The following is a 23699-nucleotide window of genomic DNA, read 5'->3' as shown; positions in this document are numbered from 1 at the left end:
CGCATAGCTGTACAAGCTCTAAAGCTTGAGAGCGAAGAGCGCCATTTTTCTTGAGAGGTTGTTTTCTGGATAATTTGGAACTCTCAAAAATTTAGGGGAAAAATCGGAAATAATAGTAAAAATTTATTGCAAAACACACTCTCCATCCAAGCAAACCGGCATTTTTTTGCAGCTTTCATCTTTGCTTATCATCTGCACGCACGCTATTTGGCTACATGAATCTTTGAATGAATCAAGGATTTTCTTTGCATCCTCACGAGGTACAGCTCTTTGTTTGCCACCTTTCATACAGCCGCAACAATCTGCTTTTATTGCAGCGCAATCTTTATCATTTAAACACTGAGTTGAGATATTATTTTTACCATTAAAACTCCCATCAGAGTCCTTCATAAAAACACTTTTATTACAGGAATAAAAAACAACAACAAAAAACAATAAAGCAATATTATAAATAAATTTCATCATCACACTCACTTCAATTACCAAGCTAAAATTTACTTTTAAATTTTTATTGAATAAAACAAAAAAAACAAATTTATTCTTTTTTATTTCGATCGATCAAACGCTTAACAGTAGTCGGATACCATTTTTTATTTCGCGTAGTTTTTATATTGTTTTTACTTAACAGATGACATATTTCCTGCAAACTTTTCCCTTGGCTTTCTAATTTTAAAATTTGCTTGATAATGCGCATCTCTTGCGGAGTAGAACCAAATTTTTTTGCACCCAATACATACCCTTGTTGGGAAAGTTCTTTAAGGGATTGTTTTATTCTTGTGGAATGAGTCTTCGTTTCAGCAAGAGCGCAAGACTCCAAAAGATCACTAAAAATTTTCAAATTATCAAGGGACAAACAACGATCGTCATCTGACATCAAGCTGATATTATTTTTCAAAAGAGCGGCCATAAAAATTCTTAATTCTTTATATTTGAGTTCGCACTTAGTGAAGTCATTGATAAGTATTGTTTTGGCATGGTGAGTCAGGCACGAATCTATAGCATGAGTAAATCCCAAATTGCTTTGGGATTGGGGCACCGCAAAAAAACCTGCAATTTCAAACCCCATCGTAGCTGCGCGATCGCACAAGAGATTGAATTGCTCTGATCGCTCGAAATCTTTTTGCTCACTGGGAACAATTAAAAATAGTATGACTGCTTTTTTCATAGGATAAATTTATCACCAAGTTAACTTTTTGACAAATATCATTATTTTCATGGCGTTTTTATGGGATATTTTTATGGAAATTTTTTTAAAAAAAATAAAAAAATTTTTTTCTTGACAAAACACCCTTTAACCTGCCATAATCAAAGATGTCGTTAACAAAAAAGCACTCAAAAAATGAGTGCTTTTTTTATTGGCGCTCTATTTATCTATTAAGCAAATACCATTGGGTTCCATCCTTAGTATCTTTGATGCAAATTCCATCCTTTAGAAGCTGATCTCGCAAGGCATCAGCCTGCGACCAATCCTTGTTGAGGCGTGCAGCTTCACGAGATTTAATCAAAGCCATATGCTCTTCATCGAGCAATGGCGCCTGAAAACTATCTACATCTAAGCCCAATATCTCATCAAAATCTTTCATCAGCTCAAGTTTTTCTGTATTTGAAATGCTGTTATCTTTTAGGCTTTCCCACATCACCGATAAGGCCACTGGGGTATCGAGATCATTTTCCATAGCGGCAAAAAAATCCTGTTTCAACTGATCTTTGCGTTCACGATTTTTTGGGCTTTCTGGGTTGAGTTTGAAACTCAACACACGATTCTTTAATGATTCAAAGGCATTACGCGCGCCATCGAGAGCCTCAAAACTAAAAATAAGCTGAGAACGATAGTGTGCCCCCAAACACAGATATCGATAATGAAGCGAATCATAACCCTTATCAATAAGTGATGTTAAAGTTAAAAAATTTCCTGCGGACTTGGCCATTTTATCTTTTTGTAAAACCAAAAACTCTCCATGCATCCACCAATTAACCCATTTTTTTCCAAAGCATGCTTCACTCTGAGCTATTTCATTAGAGTGATGAATAGAGATGTGATCAATGCCACCGCAGTGGATATCAAAATGCTCCCCTAAATATTTAGAAGCCATAGCAGAGCATTCAATATGCCACCCAGGAAAACCCTCTCCCCACGGTGAAGGCCATTTCATAATTTGATTGGGAAATTTGCTATTAGAAAACCACAAAACAAAATCCAATGGATTTTCTTTGCGCTTATCCACTTCAACTCGAGCTCCTTCTTGAAGCTCTTCTAAATTTCTACGAGATAACGCCGTATAGCTAGGAAATTTATTTATACGAAAATAAACATTTCCATCTACATTGTAGGTGTAGCCCTTCTTTTCAAGCTGTGAAACAAAATCTTGCATTTCCTCTATATGCTCTGTTGCACGGCACACTATCGTAGGTTTTTTTATATGAAGCTTTGACATATCCTCAAAAAAGGCCTTTTCATAAAACTTGGCTATTTCCCAAGGAGATTTTGCTTCTTTTTTCGCCGCCAATGACATTTTGTCATCGCCTTCATCAGCATCCGACTGCAAATGTCCAACATCTGTGACATTCATCACATGCTCAACTTTATAGCCTGCATGCTCAAGAGTACGACGCAAAAGATCTTCAAATATATAAGTTCTCAAGTTACCAATATGAGCGAAATTGTATACTGTTGGTCCACAGGCATAAAGCTTTACCTCATCAGGACTGATAGATTTAAAAGGCTCAATTTTTCTTGACATGGTGTTAAAAAGCGCAAGCATATTGTCTCTCCTTCCCTTCTTCACTATAAGGACTGTTAACAGGCTTCGGTGATGATGTCATCATTTCCCTGCTCATTAAAAACCCAGAGGCTGCCATGCTAATTTTTTTGTTTTTGGACCTTAGTTCATGCCATCCATGATCGAAATAAATCACAATTACATTGAAAAACTGTTTATAAAAGATTTTCGCAATCTTAAAGAAGTACACCTATCTTTCAGCCCAAAAATTAATATTATCGTGGGTAACAATGGTCACGGTAAAACCAATACTCTAGAAGCTATTGCCATTGCGTGTTCCCTAAGACCAATGCAATCGTTAAACAATCTTGATTTGATCAATAAAGACAAAGAAAATTCTCATATAACAGCAGCAATTCAAGGCACCTATGAATCGCTGCTCAAGATCGACATTTTTGCGCGCGGTAAAAAAGCGAGTCTTAACGAAAAAACCATAAGAAGCTCACGTCAGCTACATGAGCAAACTCCACTGGTAAGCTTTATCCCTCATGAACTCAACATGATAAGTGGCAGTTCTTCACTGCGCCGCAAAGCGCTGGATCAAGCCGCATCAACGCTCTTTTTTGATCACATCAATGCACTCAGAGCTTATGAAAAACTTCTAACCCACCGCAATCGTCTTTTGAAAGAATGGCCTCTCGATCATGAATCACTAAAAAGTTTTACTAAGCTTTTTATCAGCGAAGGCGCCCGCATTATCAATTATCGTTTAAAAACTATTGAACAACTTGAGCCTTATTTTATCGAGCAAACCTCAAAAATACTTGGTGCGCATGAACATTGCAGCTTGTCATATCACGCTCAAGAGCACGCTTTAGAAAAATATAGCCTGGCTGATATCAATGAACTTCTGCTCACTTACTACCAAGCTCTTTCTTCGCAAGAAATCAATCGTAGAGTTAGCCTGTTTGGTCCCCATCTTGATAATCTGGTCTTTTCAATCAATGAAATGAATGCACAAAAATGCGCATCAAGAGGGCAAACACGAGCTTTGGTTATCGCTTTTAAGCTCGCTCAGATGATGGCAATATTTCATATACGTGGTTGCGCGCCAATTATTATTCTGGACGATATAGTTTCTGAGCTCGATGCAGAAAAAAGACGCAATCTAATTTCATTGATCGCTCATTTTAATAGCCAAGCTTTTTTTTCTGCTACTGACATGCAAAGTTTTAGTGAGCACCTGCCTAAAGCTCATTGTTTCAAAGTTAACGAAGGCCTAGTAGAAAAAATTTAAAAGCTCTAAGAGTTTTTCCAAAGCTATATGAGTAGAACTTTCTTCGCACAGGTTGAGGTACATTTTATGACTTTAAAATTTCGACTTATTCTGATGCAGTTTTTGCAATTTTTCATCTGGGGATCATGGCTTTTAACCATAAGTGCTTATTGGTTTCAAACTAAACATTGGTCTGGCTCTGAGTTTGGCGCTATTTTTTCGACTATGGGTATTGCTTCACTCTTCATGCCGGCCATTGCCGGAATGATAGCTGACCGTTTTATTAATGCAGAAAAGCTATATGCTTTTTTTCATTTTATGGGAGCAATTACTTTATTTTATATTACTCAAGTTAAAGACCCTTCAAGTATGTTTTGGGCAATGCTCATCAACATGTGTTTTTACATGCCAACTATCTCTCTTTCTATCTCCGTCTCCTATACAGCAATGAAAAAATCTAACATGGACGTCATCAAGGATTTTCCTCCTATCAGAATTTGGGGAACAATTGGCTTCATTGCAGCACTCTGGACTACAAGCTTGAGTGGTTTAGAAACTTCCATCGGACAATTTTACATAGCATCAGTAGTTTCGCTGCTTCTCGCCCTTTATGCTTTGAGCATGCCGGCCTGCCCTCCGCTGGGAAAAACGCAAACGGGGTCATTTTCACAAAGATTAGGACTCGATGCTTTTGCTCTTTTCAAAGATTTTAATATGGCTCTCTTTTTTATTTTCGCCATGTTGCTTGGGGCTGCTTTGCAACTAACCAATGCCTATGGCGATACCTTCTTGCACGACTTTGCCTTAATTGCTGAATATAAAAATACTTTTGCGGTAAAGCACCCAGCAGTTATTTTATCCATTTCTCAATTTTCTGAAACGGCTTTTATTCTCACTATTCCCTTCTTTTTGCGCCACTTTGGTATCAAACACGTGATGTTTATGAGTATGTTAGCTTGGGCTTTGCGTTTTGGTCTTTTGGCTTTTGGTAACCCTGGGGATGGTCTGTGGATGATAGTGCTCTCTTGCATCGTTTATGGCATGGCCTTTGATTTCTTTAATATTTCAGGATCCCTGTATGTAGAAACCCAAGTTGATAAAAAAATGCGAGCAAGCGCACAAGGCCTATTTATGATGATGGTCAATGGTTTTGGAGCCTTACTCGGCAGCAGAATAAGCGGGATTATTATAGACAAATACTTCCTCATCGGCGACAAGTTTGACTGGCGCGGAATATGGCTTTGTTTTGCAGCTTATGCAGCCTTGATCGCTGTATGTTTTATTGTTCTTTTTAAAAAACCGGCGAGTTCCATGCCCCTAACTCATGAGCTCACCAATCCATAATTTTAACTTGTGATTGCAGTCACGAGCATTCTATCGGGGCTGCTTTATCTGTTGGGAAATAGCAATGACACTCTTCTTCAGATTTTGGATGTCGATAAGTATTTCAGATTCTTTCTCAAAATTACTGATAGCAGCCTCAATTTTTTTGTCAGATTTATAACTGTCCAAACTCTTGCTAAAAATTTCTCCCATCGCATTTAATGCCTCAAGTGTCCCATACGTTAGCTCCATATTGGTCCCTAATTCTAAAGCATAAAATTTTGCATAGGGATAAAGCAACGAGGCCTGACTAAGGCTATTGTTGTGATTTTTATACAAGCGCTCAAGATTTTTCGCCATTTTGTCTATGCTCTGACTCACTTTTTGCCCTTGAGCTAACTCTCCATTAATAGCCTCTAAGTCAGCCAATGCTGAGTCTTTTTCTGACTGATTAAGTCCCCACCACTTTTTCTTCAAAGACAGTGCAAACTTATAAACATTTGATGTTTGTTCCCTCAGATTACTTGGCTGGGCAAATTTTATGACACTTGTACCTGTTTTGAGTGACGAAGTCATGGAGGCCATATCGCTTACCAAACTCATTCCAGGCACTCCGATATAGCCTAAAATTTTTGCTCCCAATCCTACATAGTTACCAGCTTGAGCAATATTTTCCCCAACCTGCACAACAGGCTGTGCCAGCTTTTCATAATAGCTATCCTTCCCTGAAGGATCGGGGATACCTAGTATTTTTCTTGAATTATTGACCCAACTGCCAATAACTAAGCTCTCTTTTTCATATAAATTTTGAAACTCGCCCAGGTTTCTTAAAAATTCCTGGCTTTCACTTGATGAAAGTTTTCTTTGCCTATCACTATTACTCACTCCAGCATTAGTACCTGTCCCGGGGCCACAATCAATAAGGAATATCGAAACAAATAAACATAAAAAAATCCAAATAATTTCATAATTATTTTTCCTCACAAACAACCCAATAAAATCTATAAATAAACATTATTAATAACAACAAAAAAATTCTATTTTTTTACTATATACAATGGTTACAATTTATTTTAAACAACATCAATTGCTGTATCCAATAATAATTTCAGATACAAACAATTTCTTTTCAGCTCTTTACTCGTCTCGGGCTCGTTCTTATAACTCACGCAGCAGAAATAGAGCCCCAAAAATTGATATCGATTAAAGGCAGAATGCAAGGATGGGATGCTTCGTGTTACTTTGCCCAAAAAAAGCGCAAAAGATGAAACAATAAAGATTAACGTTGCTTAGAATGGGTAAACTGCATCGAGCAACACCGCAACTTGCAGTTTTACCAATCAAAATTCTGTTACAAAATCATAATTCTTGGACCAAACTCAGCGACGACAAAAAATTTGAGCAAAACGAAAGAAGTTAGATGTGCTGTCACTGTATGCCAGCAAAAATTAAACAATTTTTAAGTGCTGAGAAAAAATGATTTTTTAGGTGATTTCAAAACAATTTCTTAAAGGTGTTTGAAAAATAAATCTATTCTTTCGAGTAAAGTTTTTGAACGTCAAGATAATGCTGCACCGAGCTTAGACACATCATTTTTTCTTTTTCGTTAATAGAGCGAAGTTTTTTGGCAGGAGAACCGCAGATAAAGGATTCGCTGCTAAAATTTTTTTTACCTGTCACCAATGAACCTGCGGCTACGAAAGACAAGCTACCTATGCGAGCTTGGTCAAGCAAAATCGAACCCATACCTATAAGACAATAATCTTCGATAATGGCTCCGTGAACAATCACTCCGTGACCAATGGTTACGTTATCACCAATAATTGTTTCAGAATAATCAGAAGTCATATGGCAGATGCTACCATCCTGCACAGAAGTATTTTTTCCAATGCGAATGAGCCCCATATCACCGCGCAAAACTACGCCAGGCCAAATACTTGCGCCTTCTTCAATAATCACTTGACCAATCACGCAAGCTTGGGGATGTACAAAGGCTCTTGGGTGAATCTGTGGTTGATGCCCTAAAATAGACTCGATCATAAATTTGCCCTACTTCTAACTTCAAAGGAGTAACCTTCGATCACATAATTTCGAATTAAATTTCTTTGACTCAATCGGTAAACATATTTTTTTTCACAATTTTTACAAGATCATCTTCTGCTATTGTATGCAAATTGCGTGGATAACTGACCGTTTTTTTGTCCCATACCACAATCTATTGCTAGATTTTTTCTTCTCAAAAATATTTCACCCAATAGAGAATATCATCATGAGGCTTGGCATAATTTGTGAGATAAGGATTTCCTTCCAATCTGCTTAAGAGATTAGTGCGCTTATGAGAGTTAGACCTTCAGTTCGGCCATAGTGCATCCTCAAGCTTTGCCGTAATTTTTGCCATGGGCTCACACTGTAGAATCTGATCTTCGCTTTTGTCACTCAAATTGAGCAATGATAAATATTCCTGAAAGAGGGCTATCGACCTTGGGGGCGTCCATTTGATTGAATTTTGGAAGATATTTTTTCATAAAAATGAAACCAAAACTTTATCACCAATTTCGATAGAATAATCATCGATCACACCCGACGTTAATTCTAAAACATAGAGGCTTTTTGCTAAGGGGGTGATAGCTTTTTCACTATTTTTTGGTGCATTTCTGACTGTATCTACTACTGTAAAATTTTCGTCTAAAAATATTAAGTCAAGTGATACTAACGTATTTTTCATCCAAAAACTATGTATGTCATTTGTTTCAAAGACAAAAAGCATACCACCGTCTTTGGCGAGTTTAGGTCTATGCATCAACCCCAAGGCCTGTTTCTTAAAAGTATCAGCGATTTCAACATGAAAACGCCCTTTGGCTGGAGTTTTAGGAAAGCTGATTGAAGCGAAGCGAATAGACATATCCATGGAGCTGCAATTTTTTTTTGCACCCAGGCTAACAAATAAAACATTAGTCAAAACAACAAACACCAACACATTATATTTAGATCGTACGAACATAAATTACCTTCTTTGGTCTTTGAGTTGAAAGACACGTGCTGATTGAGCGATCTTTAGATTACAGGCTTGGGGGATTGAATGGCTAGTAAATATCGACAGAGTCCTGATCATGAAATGACAGGATGGCCACCGGGTATCAAGTATATTGTCGGCAATGAGGGATGCGAACGCTTTTCTTATTATGGAATGAATGCCATTCTCTACGTCTATTGCGTGACACTTTTTGTCACTCAATCCATGCCGGAAGATCAAGCGGCGGATATGGCCACTTCAACAGTTCACCTCTTTAAAACCGGCGTCTACGCTTTTCCTATGATTGGCGCTATCATCGCAGATCGATTTTTGGGAAAATATAACACCATTCTTTGGATTTCTTTGGTTTACTGCTTGGGTCATTTGGTTTTATCACTTACCGAAGGTTCAATTGTTGGACTTACATGCGGGCTTGTCCTGATAGCTATTGGCTCGGGAGGTATAAAACCCTGCGTATCAGCGCACGTTGGTGATCAGTTTGGTCGCTCAAACTGGCGATATCTTGAACGTGTCTACCAAATTTTTTATTTTATCATCAACTTTGGATCTTTTTTTGCCGTGCTCTTTATTCCACTCATCAAAGAATATTTTGGCTGGAGTATCGCCTTTGCCATTCCCGGCATCTTGATGTTTATTGCCACCATACTTTTTTGGATGGGCAGAAATGAGTTTGTCCATATTCCTGCCAGACCAGGCGGGAAATTAGGCTTCCTCGACGCACTAAGCTCTACCATGCTCTTTCTTACTTTTGGATCTTGGTTTTTTACTGCAAGTCAGCCACTTTGGATAATGCTTGCAGTTTCATGTGCTTGCCTTTACAGCGGCTTCCTTATTTTTTCTTATCGACAAAGCCTCTCTCGTGACGACGGCTTCCTTGCTGTCAGCACCTTCATGTTAAAAGAATGGATGTCTCAGTTTTTTGTTAGAAAAGAAGCAGTGTTGGTAGCAGCAGGCTCACATAGCAGCAGCATGAGGGACATGGGAAGAGTCACTCAATCTGCTCAAAAAGAATTTGGTGATGAAGCAGTTGAGGGTGTAAAAGCTGTTTTTCGTATTATGAGCGTCTTTATCATGGTGAGCATTTTTTGGGCCCTCTTTGATCAACACGCATCATCTTGGATCAGACAGGCAGAAATGATGGATCGTAGCATGTGGCTTCCTTTTATCGGAGAAATCACTCTCCTTCCTTCACAAATTCCATCATTAAACCCTGTTATAGTAATGATTCTGATTCCTTTTTGGGCCTACACTATTGACCCTGCACTCAAAAAAGTAGGAATCGTTCTTACACCCTTGAAAAAAATGACTCTGGGAATGCTTCTTGCTGCCACCAGTTTTATGGCTGTTGCTCTGCTGCAAGCAAGAATTGAAGCTGCGGGCGATATGCAGATTCATGTTATGTGGCAATTGATTCCCTACTTTTTAATAACGCTTTCAGAAATTCTGGTTTCCATCACTGGGCTTGAATTTGCCTATTCCCAGGCACCAAAACGCATGAAATCAACAGTGATGGGTTTTTGGCTTTTAACAGTAGCCCTTGGCAATGCCTTGGTGGCTTTTTTGGCACACTTTTCTCACCTGGCACTCACCAATTTCTTTTGGCTTTTTGCTGGACTGATGGCTGTTGCTGCGGTAATTTTTGCCTTCAGAGCTTCTGCTTATAAGGTGCGAGATTACCACCAATAATTTTTGATCCTACAGATTTTTTAAAGCAGCTAATTTTGGAAAAAAGTTAGCTGCTATTTGATTTTTAGTGCCGATAAGGATAGATGAAGGACCTAAATAAGATATTTTCTGGAGAAACTGTATGGCAATTGTTCAAAGATTTTGGACCATGATTAAGTCCAACCTCAATCACTTAATAGGAAAGGGAGAGGATCCAGAAAAAATGCTTAATCAAATGCTTCTGGATATGCAAGAGCAGTTGATCAATGCCAAAAAACAAGTAGCGGTCTCCATTGCTGATGAAAAAAGACTTCTGAAGCAATACAATGACGAAAGGGCTCTCGCTCAAGATTGGGAGCAAAAAGCTATGTTGGCAGTTAAAGCAGGCAAAGATGATTTGGCCCGCCAAGCCTTAGAGCGTAAAAGTGAACACGAAAAATTAGCAACTGGCTTTGAAGAACAGTGGCGTACACAACAGCAAGCTGTAGAGCAATTAAAAAGCGCCCTTAGTACGCTCAACGAAAAAATTACAGACGCTAAACGCAAGAAAAATCTTTTGGTTGCTAGAGCTAAACGCGCCGAAGCCCAAAAAACCATTACCGATACCATGTCAGGAATGAGCAACACTAATGCGCTTGATACCATTTCACGCATGGAACAAAAAATTGATCAGATGGAAGCAGAGGCAAGCGCTGCTACTGAATTGGCCAACGAGATCCAAGGGGATGAACTTTCTGCGCAGTTTAAAAAACTTGAAGTAGTTGGCTCGGACGATGCTCTTGCGGCCCTCAAAGAAAAAATGGGTGTCTCTACAAGCAATACAAAACAAGAAAACGAAGAAACAGAACTTAAAAAAATCGAAAAAGAACTAGAAGCTCACTCGAAAAGATAGATGAGCACATGAAGCTGGAGCTCCGAGAAGGTGTCTTCAAACACTCGTTTGAAGCGCCGATTTTTTTTTAAACTTTGCTCAAAATATGTTCTTGATGCTTTAAAAATTTACCAAACTAAAATTTTTATTCTCTTAGAGCGTATTTAAGAAATCCAGCTACATTATTTGTAGGAAATATCGTGCGCAGGAGCTCAGTACATTGAAAATAAACTACAAAACACGGACATCAAAGACAAAAGCATCTAATTTTTTACTTTAGGCTTTTAGCAAACCTGCAAGCGCACAATTCTGAACTGCGCTCATGTTCTCAGCTTATTTAAATATTTTTTCCAGAAAACTTTTCAAGCAAAAATAATTTCGTCCCGATCTTTCTTTGTACGGGGCATTTTTTTTGTTAAATAATTTTCTTAGCATTTCTTTTTAGCTGTTTGATCTAAAGGAGTCGACTATGAAAATATTGGTGAGCGTCAAACGAGTGACCGACTATGAAGCCAAATTAAAGATAAGCGCTGATGGCATGGATATTGTACGTGATGGCGTCAATATGATCATGAATCCTTTCGATGAAATTGCTGTCGAAGAGGCTTTGCGGCTAAAAGAAAAACATGACGGAGAAGTGGTTGTTGTCTCGGTCGGCACCAAAGATTGTGAGACACAAATGCGAGCAGCCATGGCTATGGGCGCAGATCGCGGTATTTTAGTCGAGGCAAATCTCGATATTTCGCACAATCTAGACTCTGCATACATCGCAAAAATTTTGCATGAGGTGGTTAAAAAAGAAAGCCCTGACTTGGTACTGATGGGCAAACAATCCATTGATGACGATAATCACCAAACAGTTGAAATGCTTGCTGAGCTTTGGGGTGTTGGCCAAGCCACCCAAGCAAACACCGTAACTATCAACGGCAAAGAAGCAACTGTCATTCGTGAAGCAGATGGTGGACTTGAAACACTAGCAGTTGATCTTCCCTGCATCATAAGTGCCGATCTACGTCTCAATGAGCCTCGTTATGCTCCACTTCCAGGTATTATGAAAGCCAAGAGAAAACCTCTTGATTTTATTCAAATCAGTGAACTTAGTATCGATCATCAACCGCAAGCAAAACTAAAAAAATTAATTCACCCACCAAGCCGCAAATCAGGACAGCGCGTGGCTGATATCAGTGAGCTTGTCGATAAACTTAAAAATGAAGCAAAAGTGCTCTAAAGGAGAAAACCATGGCTATCCATTTAATTTTTGCTGAACATGATGAAAACGGCATCAAAAAATCTACGCTTTCCTCTATTACCGCAGCACAAAAAATAGGCGGAGAAATTCATGGAGTTGTCTTAGGAAAAAATATCGCTAAGCAAGCTCAGGAATTCTCTCACTATTGCGATAAGGTTCACATGTGCGAGCATGATGGCCTTGCTCACCGACTTGCTCAAAGCTATTCGAAAGTTATTTCAGATGTTGCCAAAAATATTAATGCAACTCACGTGTGGGCATCGGCTACTGTTGCTGGAAAAGATATTTTTCCCCGTGTTGCGGTTCGTCTTAATGCAGCTCAGGCCTCAGACATTCAAGAAGTTGTAAATGAATCAAGCTTTATAAGGCCGGTGTGGGCAGGTGATTTGCTGGGAGAAATTGAATTACTCAGCGCAGTCAAAGTCATCACGGTACGAGTCAGTGAATTTCCTGCAGCTGAGAAAAAAGGTGCAGAAGGTCAAGTTGTACCTTTTGATGTGTCTTTGGGAAATAATTCCATGCGTTTTGTTTCCTTTGATGCTGTTAAATCAGAGCGTCCTGAACTTACCGATGCGAATGTAGTTGTTGCAGGTGGACGCGGCCTTAAAAGTCCCGAAAATTTCAAAGAACTTATCGAGCCTTTGGCAGATAAGCTTGGAGCTGCCATCGGAGCTAGCCGAGCAGTCTGCGATGCAGGCTGGGTTCCCAACGACTGGCAGGTTGGACAAACAGGCAAAGTGGTTGCTCCAAAACTTTATTTTGCATTGGGAATTTCCGGCGCCATACAGCATGTTGCAGGCATGAAAGGATCAAAAGTTATCGTAGCGATCAACAAAGATCCTGAAGCTCCGATATTTCAGGTGGCAGATTATGGTTTGGTTGCTGATGTGAGCAAAGCCATCCCCGAACTTATGGCTGCACTTTCTTAAATTTGCATAAAAACTATCGCCAAAATGAAAACCTCCCGGTTATAAAAAGCAATCGGGAGGTTTTTTATGCGTATAAATAATCCAATGAATGCCTATCAAGCATGTACCAACTTTGCTGCTCGCCCAAAAGATAATATTGGCAAAAGAATAGCCAATCTTGAAAAACAATTGATTGAACTCCATCAATGCGAACTGGCAATCAAACACCGCATGCAAGATCGCCTAAAATTTATGAGCGCTAAAAATGTTTATAGGGCAGACAGAGAGCTCTCTCAGATTGAGCATAAACGCGATATGATAAAAATGGAGCTTAACCGCTTACAGGAACAATAGATCCAGGTAATTCTTTGCCTAAGCTTATCTACCCGCTTCATTATATTCATTGCTCTACAATCATGCTGGTCAATAAATTTTTCTTAACGAAGGTAAGAACTTCAAGTCCCATGGTTCATAGAAATTATACATCGTCAGACAAGCTTAATGAGTGTTCGAGGCAAGGTTTACCCAAGCCTCTTAAAAAATTATAAATACGTATTTTCAACTTGACTCATTACACAATATTTTTTTAGCGAATTAACATTCGGCATGATTTGATCTTTTAAATCTTCAGATTGAACAAAGTCACACACATATTGTTCTACCATCAAAAAAAAGTTTGAGTGATGTTCAATAGAATAGAGCTTGGCAATATCATTCATAAAATTTCTTATTTCAACTTTAACAAGAGGATTATCCAAACTTAATTCAGGAAACAATTTTTTACTTTGCACTCCGAATAAAGCTAATAGTTTTGCGAGCTCATCAAGTTTTTTTTCTTCATCCTTGTGCCGTGAGCTTATTCGCTCAGCCTTATCCTGATAGTTATTTAACCAAATAAAAAAGTAAACTGTCACATTTCTGGACATCTCGGCATTCATAGACAGCTCTCTGCTCGAGCCATACCAAAGCTTCTCATAATCTTTGATATGTATCGCATGGCTTTTTTCGAGCTCTCTAAAATTAAATGCCCAATTCCTAAACCGAGAAATCCATGGAGTCAAAATTGGAGCACTCAGAGAAATTCCTAAGATTGTCTGCAAAGTATACAGTGTCGAAGTTAGGGCAGGATAGGGAATTTGTGCCACTCCCCATGCATAAAGCATATTTAACCCGATATAGGATGTGAACAAAACAAATGTTGTACTTGATTGTATAGAAAATTGTTTAATTTCTCGTCTTACAATTGCTCTTAGCTCTTCTTTGCTAATAGCACCGTGTTCTTCCAAATGTGTATCTATTTTTTCGTTTACTTTAGATAGAAACATTTTATAAGCATATTTCTCAGCTTTAGAAAGATTTTTAGCAATTATTTCTGCACTTATTCTTTGACTTTCAATATCTCTCAGCTCGCTTACCAACAAAATTTCTGTGTCACCTGCCATTGCACCTAAGGGCAAATTCAGCATCAAAATGGAACATAATAATACAAAATTGTTCATACTAAGTAAGGTCTCAATACTAGGGCTCTCTCATGTTTCTGTATGTTGTTCCTAAAAAAGCTCTAGAGGGGCTCGAAATTTAACAATCGATCAATTTGGAATTTTGGTAGCAATGAAACATAAAAACTGGATGAAGATCATAAGCCAACCTGATCTCAGTTCTTCTTAAAAAATCAGCCATGATCAAATACTATTTTTTTGTTCAGTGTTAGAAAAAACTCAACTCAAGGTACAATTTTTAGAAAAAATTATCCCTGTCGGATAAATTTTTCTCACTTAAATATTGACATGACCAAAATATTAGGGAATGTTAGCGTTCTGTATTGGTCCGCAATAGCTCAGTCGGTAGAGCAGGTGACTGTTAATCACCGGGTCGGCGGTTCGAGTCCGTCTTGCGGAGCCAAAATTAAAAAGTCCTTGGTTTTCAAGGGCTTTTTTTATGCCTTAAACAAATCTCATTTTATACCCAATGCCAAGAACCTCCCCTTTAATTTCTGAACGCCCGCAACAAAGCGAAGACTAGGAAAAAATTAAGGGGTCCGTAATTTCTGGGATTAGCATAAAGTTTTTTGTTTCTCTTAAAAATAGAACAAATTTATTAGGGCAATGAAAAGTACATCTCAAAGCAGTTTTAAAAAAAATTTTTTCCTTTATATGTTTATTTTTTTTCTCGACGAGAAACATAAATATATCTTGGAGATTTCATGTTAAAAAGATTTTTATTTTTTACTCTTTTGGCAATATCTTTAAACACGACAGCACTACCTCCATCTGATGAACCTATAACTCTACCAAAAATCATGAATGATGGAATTTTTTTGCCCCAAGATGAATCTGTTGATGAAATTGCCCAATTCATTGGCTACGGACAAAACTTATATACTGTCTTTGTGCCAAAGCTTGCCTTTTATTTGTGTGAAAATTTTGAAAAGCTCGTTGTTTGTGATCCATCTGCTAGAAAATTTCGAACACACAAGCAATTAGTTAGATGTATTGAAAATAACACACTGCATGATTTTCTAATAAATGCCCTTAATCAAATGAAAATTTCTCTCAATACAGAACTCTTTATAGGTGACAATTCAGTTGACGAGCTCATGAAATTTAACAATGCGCTAGAAAAAAAACTAAATGATTTTTATCTTCCATTAGCACACAGTGCATCGCTAGAAAAAATTGACGCTAAGTTTTGGGATATCTTTGACATTGAGCCTGAGCAAAAATCCACTTTTTATTTATCAACTCTGCTCGATCAAAAAAGTAAAAGTGCTGAACGTCAAAAAATGGCCAACGCTATGTATACCTGGCTAAGTAATGACAATCACATAGTCTTTGCCACCCAAAAAAGTGCAGCTGAAATAGAGAGTTTTTTTGCTGAATTTAAAAGATATTCCGAACAAAAGGAGCAAAAAAAACTTCAATTTATACTTAAAAAGTCAAAAGAGCTTCCTAATACAATCTACGTAAAAATATCTCTTTTAAAATCAGACAATTACCCGCTTATTAATTTTATGAATGATCATTAATTTTAAAAAGTCATTCCTAATTGACGATTCAAACAAGAATATTACAATCAGCGTTTCGATTTAAATTAATTAAATTTTTAATCATAATATTTGGAAACGCTATGCTTCTCTTTAAATTAAAAAAATATTTTTCACTATCTCTTTTGTGCGTTTTTGTTTGGGGGTTTTCTTTTAATATTGAGGCCACTCACTTTCAAAAGCAAAGGCGAAAGCTAGATTTCAACGTTCTGAATGATAGAGATAATAATGATACTCCTCCGCTTACCCGAATAGCTCTTCAACCCAAAAAAAGAATAGGAAAAAAGCTAAATTTCGATTTTTCACCATCTGATGAAAGCAAAATGCCAGGAGAAAAGCGAAAAAGAGACAATAACAATGAAAATTGGATATTAAATAAAAAATTTGCAGACGAGACTAATACCGAAGGTCCTTCTTTTGCTCTTCCCCTTCCTGATTTATGTTCTTTTGCACCTGACTTTTCAAGTTTAGAAAAAATCGAGTTAGAAGCAAGAAAAACAAAAAACTCAAAAATTATATGCCCAAAGACACCTGGAAAAAAACAAGTTATTGACAATCCAGCCGAGATAATGCCGCTGCTTGAAAGAAAGGGGTATACTGCGGTTGAATTCTTAGGCAAAGGTGATCAAGCTGGTGTTTTTAAAGCATGCTTGAAAAACGATCTCGATCAATGCTTTGCTTTTAAAGTATTTAATAACGCTTCAGAAAAACTCAAAAATAAACTAAATAAAGAAGTTGAGCTTTTGAAAGACAAAGCTCTTCTCGCTGCAGCTCAAGAGTTTTGGCATGATGAAGGATTTACTTTTGTAAAAATGAAACTTTTTGAAAAAAATCTATCCGACTATATCGATGAACTGCAAAATATATCTAAACTTACTGAGCTTCCAGAAAAAGAGATGTGGCATATGATCTATCATCTTGCCCTTGGTCTCAAGAATATGGAAGATGCACAGACTTTTCACAATGATATCAAGCCCGATAATATCTTCTTGGATTCCTTAAATATTCCTCATATTGGCGACTTTGGTCTCTTTTGTAAAAGCGATACTAGCCCCTTAGATATTGAGGAAGGTGATAAACGATATTTAGCAAGGGAAGTTTTAGAAAATGAACAATTCTCTTACAAATCTGATGTGTTTTCCCTTGGCGTCGTCTTTTTTGAAATGGCTACATTGAAAAAAATGCCAGACCAGGGAAAACTATGGGATAACTTGAGGAAGGGCAAACTAAATCATCTTATTCCCCAAACTTATTCGGATGAGTTGCAAGATCTAATAATCAGCATGATCGATGAAAGTCCTAAGAACAGACCTAATTCTGACGATATTCTCAGCATCGCTCAGAAACATGTCCTTTAATAAAGTATTTTGGGCCTAAAATAAAAATATCCCCCGCAATTTTTATAAGATAAAAACGGGGGATATATGAAAATAAAATTCTTGGGTGCTGCAGGCACTGTCACCGGCTCTAAATACCTTCTCACAAGCTGCAACAATCATCATTATTTGGTTGATTGCGGTCTTTTTCAAGGAGGGCGAGAGCTCAGAGAACGCAACTGGCATAATTTGGAAATTGATCCATCTGAGATCTCAGCTGTATTCATAACTCACGCCCACATTGATCACACGGGATATTTGCCCAGACTGGTGTCAACTGGTTTTAAAGGTCCTATTTACTGTACTGAGCCAACTTTTGAATTATCTAAAATTCTTTTGCCCGATTCTGGCTATCTGCAAGAAGAAGAAGCTCGCTACGTAAATCACAAAGGCTACTCTCGACACAAACCAGCCCTTCCTCTCTACACACGCGAGCAAGCAGAAGAAAGCCTTAATTTTTTTAAGGTCATAGACTTTCATACGCAAACTCAATTATTTAATGAACTCAATATTACTTTTTTTCGAGCCGGCCATATCTTAGGAGCTTCTTCTATTTTATTGGAGATCGAAGGCAAAAGAATTATTTTCTCGGGGGATGTTGGACACTATCGAGATTTAATAATGAACCCTCCAGACCCTCTACCTGATGCTGATTATCTTGTGATCGAATCTACCTATGGCGATCGGCTTCACGAGAAGGAAAATCTATTAGAAAAAATGTCAAAAATAATTAATCGAGCAGCTTCTAACAAAGGCACCATTGTAATTCCCGCCTTTGCCGTCGGTAGGGCTCAACTAATTCTTCATATTATTCATGTACTGAAAGATAAAAAAGAAATTCCTGATATTCAAGTATTTCTCGATAGCCCCATGGCCATCGATGCAACTGAACTTTATTGCCACTATCACGATGAACATCGCCTCGATGCTCAACAATCATATTCCATGTGTTCAATCGCCAAACTGACACGCACTACTCAAGAGTCACAGGCAATCAACGAGATAGATGAGCCAAAGATAATTATTTCTGCCAGTGGTATGGCATCGGGAGGACGTATTCTTCACCATTTAAAACACTACATTTCTGATCCCAAAAATACTGTGGTGCTGGTGGGTTACCAAGCGATTGGCACCAGGGGAAGAGCGCTGCAAGATGGAGTTTCTAAGATAAAAGTATTTGGAGATGATTTAAAAGTAAATGCAAATATAGAAACAATCACCAGCCTTTCTGCCCATGGTGACTACAATGAACTCATTCATTGGCTCAACGAAAGTAAACTTAAAAATCCCAAAGTATTTATCACCCACGGTGAAACTGAAGCATCAAAAGCATTTTCCGATCGTATAAAAAAAGTTTTTAAATGGGACACAAAAATTCCCAAACACAATGAAGAAGTTGTTTTATAAGCTCATAAGGGACTATTCCAAACTTGTAAGCACAAAAATATTTTTGTGCTTTTCTTTTAAAATCAATTGTATAGGCCAACGTTGCGGTTGATAATCAGATTTTTTAATTTCATTGATAAGATTTAATTTAGATTTTCCCGTTGTCAGTACACAAATTTCTTGTGCTGCTAAAATTAGGCGAGGCATCATGGTGATACGCTCATGCTCAATATCTGGCTCCTTTGTCGCCGCAATCAATGCAGGGTTTTCATAGATATCGTCGAGCAATGTGCTTTTGGGAAAGAGTGATGCTGTGTGCCCATCATTGCCCATACCCAGATAAATTAAGTCAAAGACGGGAATTTTTTCGATCTTTGAAAAAAGATGCTCTTCAATACATAACTGATAATCAGCTGCTGCTTTGCTTGCCGAAGAGGCACTACTAAACATGGGAAAAAATTGCTTCGTGCTATCAATATCAATATTTTTTATTAAAAATTTCCAAGCTTGTCCTGCATTACTGTGCTCACTTTGTAAGCCAACTACACGCTCATCTGAAAAAAACCATCGTGTTTTTTTTAAAACTGCATGCTCTCCCTGCAGTAAATAGGGAAAAAATTTTAAGGCAGTGGAACCACCAGACAAGGCCACATCAAAATAATTTTTATGTTTGAGAGCCTCATTAGCTTGCTTGAAAAAATTTTTAGCCGCCCACTGAAATAATTTTTCTTGCGTTTCAAATTCAATCGTATTCATATCATTCCGCCAAATTGCGCCAGGAATGTCCGTCTTTTTCAAGCAAAACATCTGCTTCTTCCGGACCATTGCTCCCTGCCTCATAAGTTGGCAAACATTTTGGCTTAATAGCATTCCACACGTCGAGAATAGGTTGCACAACGCTCCAACCCGTTTCTACCATATCTGCCCGTTGATATAAGGTGCTATCACCCAACATGCAATCATACAGCAAGGTTTCATAACCGGTTCCAGCCTTAAGACCAAAATAATCTTTATATTGAAAACGCATATCAACATCGCCAATACGGACAGACGGACCGGGCACCTTAGCCCCAAATCGCAATGAGATACCTTCCTCAGGCTGAATGTGAATTACTAACAAATTTGGTGAAAGTTCTTCTGTTCGGGTTTTTTGAAACATGATTGATGGAGCTTTTTTAAATTGAATGGCAATCTCAGTGACGCGTTTTTTAAGACGTTTGCCGGTACGTAAATAAAATGGAACCTCGGCCCAACGCCAATTATCGATCAATAATTTTAGGGCTACATATGTTTCAGTTATGGAATTTTTGTCGACGTTTTTTTCTTCGCAATAAGCTTTGACCGATTTATGCCCAATCATTCCTTGACCATACTGAGCGCGAACGACATTAGTAAGTACATCTTGAGGGCTATAAAATTTTATAGAACGTAAAAGTTTGGCCTTTTCATCTCGCACTGCTCTTGATTCAAAAGAAATGGGTGGTTCCATGGCAAGCAAACTTAAAAGCTGAAATAAATGATTGGGAAGCATATCTCGCAATGCTCCGGCGTGCTCAAAATAATTTCCTCTTGTTCCAATTCCACTTTCTTCTGCCACCGTAATCTGCACATTATCGATGTAGCGATGATTCCATATGGGCTCAAAAATTCCATTGGCAAAACGAAATGCAAGCAAATTTTGTACTGTCTCTTTTCCCAAGTAGTGATCAATACGGTAAACCTGACTTTCTTCAATCAATTCCAATATCGAAGAATTAAGCTCAATGGCTGAATCAAGATCATGACCAAAGGGTTTTTCAACTATGACTCGCCTGAACCCTTCTGACTCATCAAAAAGCCCCAAAGCATGAAGCGATTGAATGATCGATAAAAAAGTACTGGGTGGAGTAGCGAGATAAAAAATATAATTGGTGCTGGCATGTTCCTTCTTCGCCATGCTATGAAGACGATTCTTTAATTTTTGAAATGTCTCAGAATTTTCAAAACGTCCTTGAACATAATGGACTTTTTTCGAAAGAACTTTGGCAAAATCTTCTGCTTCTCGATTGTGAACTTTATGCGCAATATCTTGCAAAAGATATTCTCGAAATGATTCATCGTTGTAATCGTGCCCGGCTACTCCAACCACATTAAAATTTTCAGACAAAAGTTTTTCGCCACCCAAGTGGCATAAAGTTGGTAGCAAAAGCCTACTGGTCAGTTCTCCACCAGCACCAAATATTACCATCACACAATCGGGAGCAGGTTTACCTTTGGTAACAACGTAGCATTTTTTATCGTTCATTTTTTATCCTGATCCTCGCTATGTCCACCAAATTCTTTACGCAGAGCAGATAAAGTTTTTTCCGAAAAAGATTGCTCTTGTCGAGAACGAAAGCGGGTAAATAATGAATTGGCAAGATTTGGAGATGGCGTATTTTGTTTTATAGCTTCCATTAAAGCCCAGCGCCCCTCACCCGAATCTGGCACATGCCCAAAAAAAGAATCAAGATGGGGATCTTGATGTAAAGCATGAGAAAGTAAATCCAAAAGCCATGATCCAACAACAGATCCTCTTCGCCACAGTTCAGAAATTTCTCTTAGGTCAAAATAAAATTGCTGTTCTTCAGGCAAATGTTTGACATCGGCATTTTTTAGCAATTCAAATCCTTCCGCAAACGATTGCATCATGCCATATTCAATTGCATTGTGAACCATTTTTACATAATGACCCGATCCGCTCTTTCCACAATAGTAATATCCTTGATGTGCCGACGAGTGATTGACCTTGCGATTTTTGGTCTTTGATGCGGCATGTTCTCCTGGAGCAAGGCTTTTGAATATTGGCTCAAGATGCCAAAAAATTTTTTCATCGCCTCCTGCCATCAAACAATAACCACGCTTGAGACCAAATACGCCACCACTCACTCCGACATCGAGAAAATTAATTCCTGAATGTGAAAGGTCCTTATTGTGTTTGATTGAATCGACAAAATGTGAATTTCCACCATCGACAACGATATCTCCAAATTCCAGCACCTGTTTTAATTGCTGAATAACTTGATGAGTGGGATCACCATGAGTAACCATAACCCACACAACTCGAGGTGGTTTAAGTACTCCGTGTATTTCTTGAAGAGAATTCACTACAACCATATTTGATTCATTCATATCAGCGCGTACTTGAGGCGATCTATCGTAGCCCACAACGAGATGACCCGCATCGAGCAAACGCTTCGCCATATTTTGTCCCATACGACCTAATCCAACGATTGCTATTTGCATTTCTTTTCCTCTACATATGCTTGCTAAGCGCCAAAAGTTCTCTAAATCCAACGGCTACATCTTTTAAATGAACATGTAAAATATGACGATTGTCGTCGATCATAGTCTGAAAATCACCAAGAGCCTGGCTCAGGTGAATATCTTTAAAGTTAATCCCCATACTACTGGAAAAATCTTTTTTGTAAGGACCAGTAATTAAAATGAAATGGCCATTATTTTTTCCTCCTTTAAATAGTTGACCAATTGAGTGCAAATAGCGAGGACCATGCTGAACAATAGCAGGGACTAAATGCTGACGAATTTTTGCGGCCAATGAATCAACATGAGAATTATTTTCAGGAGTTTCATCAAGATAGGAAAGAATCGCACAATAATCGCCATCTTTTATTGCGGTAAAAAAGCTCGCCATAACATTGATAGTTTCTTTATCTGAACCAGGTGAAAAAATTTCTACTGCATCAGATGAATAACAAGCATTTTTAGGCCCAACAAATTTTTTATTTTTTATTTGATCAATAATCAATAAAGCCTGCTGTTTACTTTTTTCCACATCAGGTTGATCAAAAGGATTTAATTTTAAAATTATCGCTGCGGTGCTGATAGCTATTTCCCAACGAAACATCTCAGACCCAATGGCAGATCTATCTGGAATTTTTAGATAAATGCAATTGCTGTGATTTTTTCTAAGCTCTTGTTTGATCGATGGATCGATGGGCTCTCCTTCAAGCTCCAACACACAGTGCATGCTATGTGGCAGGGCTACGTGCTCAAGATCACCCTCTACCAAAGGCACAATTCCCCCGTGATTCTTACCAAGTGATTCAGCGATTAATTGCTCAAGCCACGAACCGAAGGATTTTAGAGATGGCGAAATATACACTACGAGCTGATCATGAGCACACAGAGTATTTACTCCTAAAAAGAGCCCCAAAAGAACTCCAGGATTTCGTTCAGGCAAAATAGCTGGACCACATTCCTGTGTCATCTGTAAAGATTTTTCTAATAGATTTTGTACATCAATGCCCATGAGCAGCGCAGGAAAAATGCCAAAAGGCGATAAAGCTGAATAACGACCACCAATCAGCGGGTTGCCCTTCACTGAAGTTATAAATTGATTCTTATTTGCTTCTTCTGCAAGCGATGTTCCTGTATCAGTGATAGCAATGAAATGCTCAAAGTGATTTTCGATTCCGGCTTCTTTAAGTTTTGATAAGAAATGTTGATACAACAGATTTGGCTCAAGCGTTGTACCTGATTTACTTGAAACAACGAAGAGTGTTTTTGAAATATCAATTGTTCTTTCAAGTCGTTCAAGCATATCCGGATGAATTGTATCCAGAACAAAAAATTTTTCATTCGTATTGGGTGCAAGAACATCTTGAAAAACTTTTACAGCAAGACTTGATCCCCCCATACCCATCAGAACAATTGATTCAAAGTTGAGCTGTTTTATTTTATCGCTCAGATCTTTAAGATTATCGATCATTCCGAGCATTTCTCGAGGTTCATTCAGCCAATCGAGCATGAGTGTTTCATTTTTTCCAAACATGCTCGCATCTTTGGCCCACAGGCGAAAAACAATAT

22 protein-coding genes and 1 tRNA gene are annotated in these 23699 nt (G+C 38.1%); 12 read left to right on the top strand and 11 right to left on the bottom strand.

From position 1 onward, the window contains the following. Positions 1-123: 123 nt before the first annotated feature. From H6731_07320 to H6731_07310, 3 genes are all read right to left on the bottom strand, one after another. The gene (locus H6731_07320) at positions 124-465 is read right to left on the bottom strand and encodes a hypothetical protein (GenBank protein USN50075.1); all 342 of its coding nucleotides are present in this window, start codon (positions 463-465) and stop codon (positions 124-126) included. A gap of 70 nt (positions 466-535) precedes the next feature. Continuing rightward, positions 536-1165, bottom strand: coding sequence for a recombinase family protein (locus tag H6731_07315; protein ID USN50074.1), 630 nt, complete (start codon positions 1163-1165; stop codon positions 536-538). Positions 1166-1367: 202 nt separating this feature from the next. Next, positions 1368-2762, bottom strand: coding sequence for a cysteine--tRNA ligase (locus H6731_07310; protein ID USN50073.1), 1395 nt, complete (start codon positions 2760-2762; stop codon positions 1368-1370). A gap of 127 nt (positions 2763-2889) precedes the next feature. Here H6731_07310 and recF point away from each other — a divergent pair, with 127 nt between their 5' ends. Together recF and H6731_07300 are read left to right on the top strand one after the other, a co-directional pair. Continuing rightward, the gene (gene recF, locus H6731_07305; GenBank protein ID USN50072.1) at positions 2890-4017 is read left to right on the top strand and encodes a DNA replication and repair protein RecF; all 1128 of its coding nucleotides are present in this window, start codon (positions 2890-2892) and stop codon (positions 4015-4017) included. A 66-nt stretch (positions 4018-4083) separates the two neighbouring features. Continuing rightward, complete coding sequence (locus H6731_07300) at positions 4084-5340, top strand: nucleoside permease (protein USN50071.1); 1257 nt, start codon at positions 4084-4086, stop codon at positions 5338-5340. Positions 5341-5370: 30 nt separating this feature from the next. Here the strand turns inward: H6731_07300 and H6731_07295 are convergent, their stop codons facing one another. Continuing rightward, entirely contained in the window at positions 5371-6303 is a 933-nt protein-coding gene (locus H6731_07295) for a hypothetical protein (protein ID USN50070.1), read from the bottom strand. Between the two features lie 243 nt (positions 6304-6546). Here H6731_07295 and H6731_07290 point away from each other — a divergent pair, with 243 nt between their 5' ends. Further along, a complete protein-coding gene (locus H6731_07290) occupies positions 6547-6612 on the top strand; it encodes a hypothetical protein (GenBank protein USN51956.1) in 66 nt (21 codons plus the stop codon). A 237-nt stretch (positions 6613-6849) separates the two neighbouring features. On the opposite strand, the gene H6731_07285 is transcribed toward H6731_07290, so the two are convergent. Both H6731_07285 and H6731_07280 read right to left on the bottom strand, forming a co-directional pair. After that, positions 6850-7359, bottom strand: coding sequence for a gamma carbonic anhydrase family protein (locus H6731_07285; protein ID USN50069.1), 510 nt, complete (start codon positions 7357-7359; stop codon positions 6850-6852). Between the two features lie 481 nt (positions 7360-7840). Beyond that, positions 7841-8320 carry a DUF192 domain-containing protein gene (locus H6731_07280; protein USN50068.1) on the bottom strand — a complete coding sequence of 160 codons (480 nt, stop codon included), beginning with the start codon at positions 8318-8320 and terminating at the stop codon, positions 7841-7843. A gap of 78 nt (positions 8321-8398) precedes the next feature. Here H6731_07280 and H6731_07275 point away from each other — a divergent pair, with 78 nt between their 5' ends. The 5 genes from H6731_07275 to H6731_07255 all read left to right on the top strand — a co-directional run bounded on the left by H6731_07275 (position 8399) and on the right by H6731_07255 (position 13400). After that, a complete protein-coding gene (locus H6731_07275; protein ID USN50067.1) occupies positions 8399-10039 on the top strand; it encodes an MFS transporter in 1641 nt (546 codons plus the stop codon). Between the two features lie 121 nt (positions 10040-10160). Further along, positions 10161-10910 carry a PspA/IM30 family protein gene (locus tag H6731_07270; GenBank protein ID USN50066.1) on the top strand — a complete coding sequence of 250 codons (750 nt, stop codon included), beginning with the start codon at positions 10161-10163 and terminating at the stop codon, positions 10908-10910. Between the two features lie 448 nt (positions 10911-11358). Continuing rightward, positions 11359-12117 carry an electron transfer flavoprotein subunit beta/FixA family protein gene (locus H6731_07265; GenBank protein USN50065.1) on the top strand — a complete coding sequence of 253 codons (759 nt, stop codon included), beginning with the start codon at positions 11359-11361 and terminating at the stop codon, positions 12115-12117. A gap of 11 nt (positions 12118-12128) precedes the next feature. After that, complete coding sequence (locus H6731_07260) at positions 12129-13067, top strand: electron transfer flavoprotein subunit alpha/FixB family protein (protein USN50064.1); 939 nt, start codon at positions 12129-12131, stop codon at positions 13065-13067. A 66-nt stretch (positions 13068-13133) separates the two neighbouring features. After that, positions 13134-13400: a hypothetical protein gene (locus H6731_07255; protein USN50063.1), complete on the top strand. Its 267-nt coding sequence runs from the start codon at positions 13134-13136 to the stop codon at positions 13398-13400. Positions 13401-13588: 188 nt separating this feature from the next. Here the strand turns inward: H6731_07255 and H6731_07250 are convergent, their stop codons facing one another. Continuing rightward, the gene (locus tag H6731_07250) at positions 13589-14488 is read right to left on the bottom strand and encodes a hypothetical protein (GenBank protein ID USN50062.1); all 900 of its coding nucleotides are present in this window, start codon (positions 14486-14488) and stop codon (positions 13589-13591) included. A gap of 384 nt (positions 14489-14872) precedes the next feature. On the opposite strand from H6731_07250, the gene H6731_07245 reads away from it, so the two are divergent. The 4 genes from H6731_07245 to H6731_07230 all read left to right on the top strand — a co-directional run bounded on the left by H6731_07245 (position 14873) and on the right by H6731_07230 (position 18872). After that, positions 14873-14948, top strand: a tRNA-Asn gene (locus tag H6731_07245). Positions 14949-15249: 301 nt separating this feature from the next. Further along, positions 15250-16071 carry a hypothetical protein gene (locus tag H6731_07240; protein ID USN50061.1) on the top strand — a complete coding sequence of 274 codons (822 nt, stop codon included), beginning with the start codon at positions 15250-15252 and terminating at the stop codon, positions 16069-16071. A gap of 101 nt (positions 16072-16172) precedes the next feature. Then, a complete protein-coding gene (locus H6731_07235) occupies positions 16173-17447 on the top strand; it encodes a protein kinase (GenBank protein USN50060.1) in 1275 nt (424 codons plus the stop codon). 66 nt (positions 17448-17513) lie between these two features. Beyond that, positions 17514-18872 carry an MBL fold metallo-hydrolase gene (locus H6731_07230; protein USN50059.1) on the top strand — a complete coding sequence of 453 codons (1359 nt, stop codon included), beginning with the start codon at positions 17514-17516 and terminating at the stop codon, positions 18870-18872. Between the two features lie 12 nt (positions 18873-18884). Here the strand turns inward: H6731_07230 and pgl are convergent, their stop codons facing one another. Genes pgl through H6731_07210 form a run of 4 tightly spaced genes read right to left on the bottom strand, consistent with a single transcriptional unit; the run spans position 18885 to position 23664 of the window. Continuing rightward, positions 18885-19607 (bottom strand): 6-phosphogluconolactonase, encoded by a 723-nt coding sequence (pgl, locus tag H6731_07225; protein ID USN50058.1) that lies wholly within the window; start codon positions 19605-19607, stop codon positions 18885-18887. 1 nt (position 19608) lies between these two features. After that, a complete protein-coding gene (zwf, locus tag H6731_07220; GenBank protein USN50057.1) occupies positions 19609-21135 on the bottom strand; it encodes a glucose-6-phosphate dehydrogenase in 1527 nt (508 codons plus the stop codon). Further along, positions 21132-22115 carry a decarboxylating 6-phosphogluconate dehydrogenase gene (gene gnd / locus H6731_07215; protein ID USN50056.1) on the bottom strand — a complete coding sequence of 328 codons (984 nt, stop codon included), beginning with the start codon at positions 22113-22115 and terminating at the stop codon, positions 21132-21134. Before gnd ends, zwf begins: the two co-directional genes overlap by 4 nt. A 10-nt stretch (positions 22116-22125) precedes the next feature. Continuing rightward, on the bottom strand, positions 22126-23664 hold the full coding sequence (locus H6731_07210) for a hypothetical protein (protein USN50055.1): 1539 nt from the start codon (positions 23662-23664) through the stop codon (positions 22126-22128). Between the last annotated feature and the right edge of the window lie 35 nt (positions 23665-23699).

The organism is Myxococcales bacterium (genome assembly GCA_023898405.1).
Lineage (GTDB): Bacteria > Myxococcota > UBA727 > UBA727 > JABDBI01.
Note: the sequence above shows the minus strand (reverse complement) of the source record. Positions and strands in the feature narration are given on the sequence as shown.

Coding starts and splice junctions, on each gene's coding strand:
- H6731_07320 (USN50075.1), bottom strand. CDS start 465: ATGATGAAATTTATTTATAATATTGCTTTATTGTTTTTTGTTGTTGTT.
- H6731_07315 (USN50074.1), bottom strand. CDS start 1,165: ATGAAAAAAGCAGTCATACTATTTTTAATTGTTCCCAGTGAGCAAAAA.
- H6731_07310 (USN50073.1), bottom strand. CDS start 2,762: ATGCTTGCGCTTTTTAACACCATGTCAAGAAAAATTGAGCCTTTTAAA.
- recF (USN50072.1), top strand. CDS start 2,890: ATGCCATCCATGATCGAAATAAATCACAATTACATTGAAAAACTGTTT.
- H6731_07300 (USN50071.1), top strand. CDS start 4,084: ATGACTTTAAAATTTCGACTTATTCTGATGCAGTTTTTGCAATTTTTC.
- H6731_07285 (USN50069.1), bottom strand. CDS start 7,359: ATGATCGAGTCTATTTTAGGGCATCAACCACAGATTCACCCAAGAGCC.
- H6731_07280 (USN50068.1), bottom strand. CDS start 8,320: ATGTTCGTACGATCTAAATATAATGTGTTGGTGTTTGTTGTTTTGACT.
- H6731_07275 (USN50067.1), top strand. CDS start 8,399: ATGGCTAGTAAATATCGACAGAGTCCTGATCATGAAATGACAGGATGG.
- H6731_07270 (USN50066.1), top strand. CDS start 10,161: ATGGCAATTGTTCAAAGATTTTGGACCATGATTAAGTCCAACCTCAAT.
- H6731_07265 (USN50065.1), top strand. CDS start 11,359: ATGAAAATATTGGTGAGCGTCAAACGAGTGACCGACTATGAAGCCAAA.
- H6731_07260 (USN50064.1), top strand. CDS start 12,129: ATGGCTATCCATTTAATTTTTGCTGAACATGATGAAAACGGCATCAAA.
- H6731_07255 (USN50063.1), top strand. CDS start 13,134: ATGCGTATAAATAATCCAATGAATGCCTATCAAGCATGTACCAACTTT.
- H6731_07250 (USN50062.1), bottom strand. CDS start 14,488: ATGGCAGGTGACACAGAAATTTTGTTGGTAAGCGAGCTGAGAGATATT.
- H6731_07240 (USN50061.1), top strand. CDS start 15,250: ATGTTAAAAAGATTTTTATTTTTTACTCTTTTGGCAATATCTTTAAAC.
- H6731_07235 (USN50060.1), top strand. CDS start 16,173: ATGCTTCTCTTTAAATTAAAAAAATATTTTTCACTATCTCTTTTGTGC.
- H6731_07230 (USN50059.1), top strand. CDS start 17,514: ATGAAAATAAAATTCTTGGGTGCTGCAGGCACTGTCACCGGCTCTAAA.
- pgl (USN50058.1), bottom strand. CDS start 19,607: ATGAATACGATTGAATTTGAAACGCAAGAAAAATTATTTCAGTGGGCG.
- zwf (USN50057.1), bottom strand. CDS start 21,135: ATGAACGATAAAAAATGCTACGTTGTTACCAAAGGTAAACCTGCTCCC.
- gnd (USN50056.1), bottom strand. CDS start 22,115: ATGCAAATAGCAATCGTTGGATTAGGTCGTATGGGACAAAATATGGCG.
- H6731_07210 (USN50055.1), bottom strand. CDS start 23,664: ATGTTTGGAAAAAATGAAACACTCATGCTCGATTGGCTGAATGAACCT.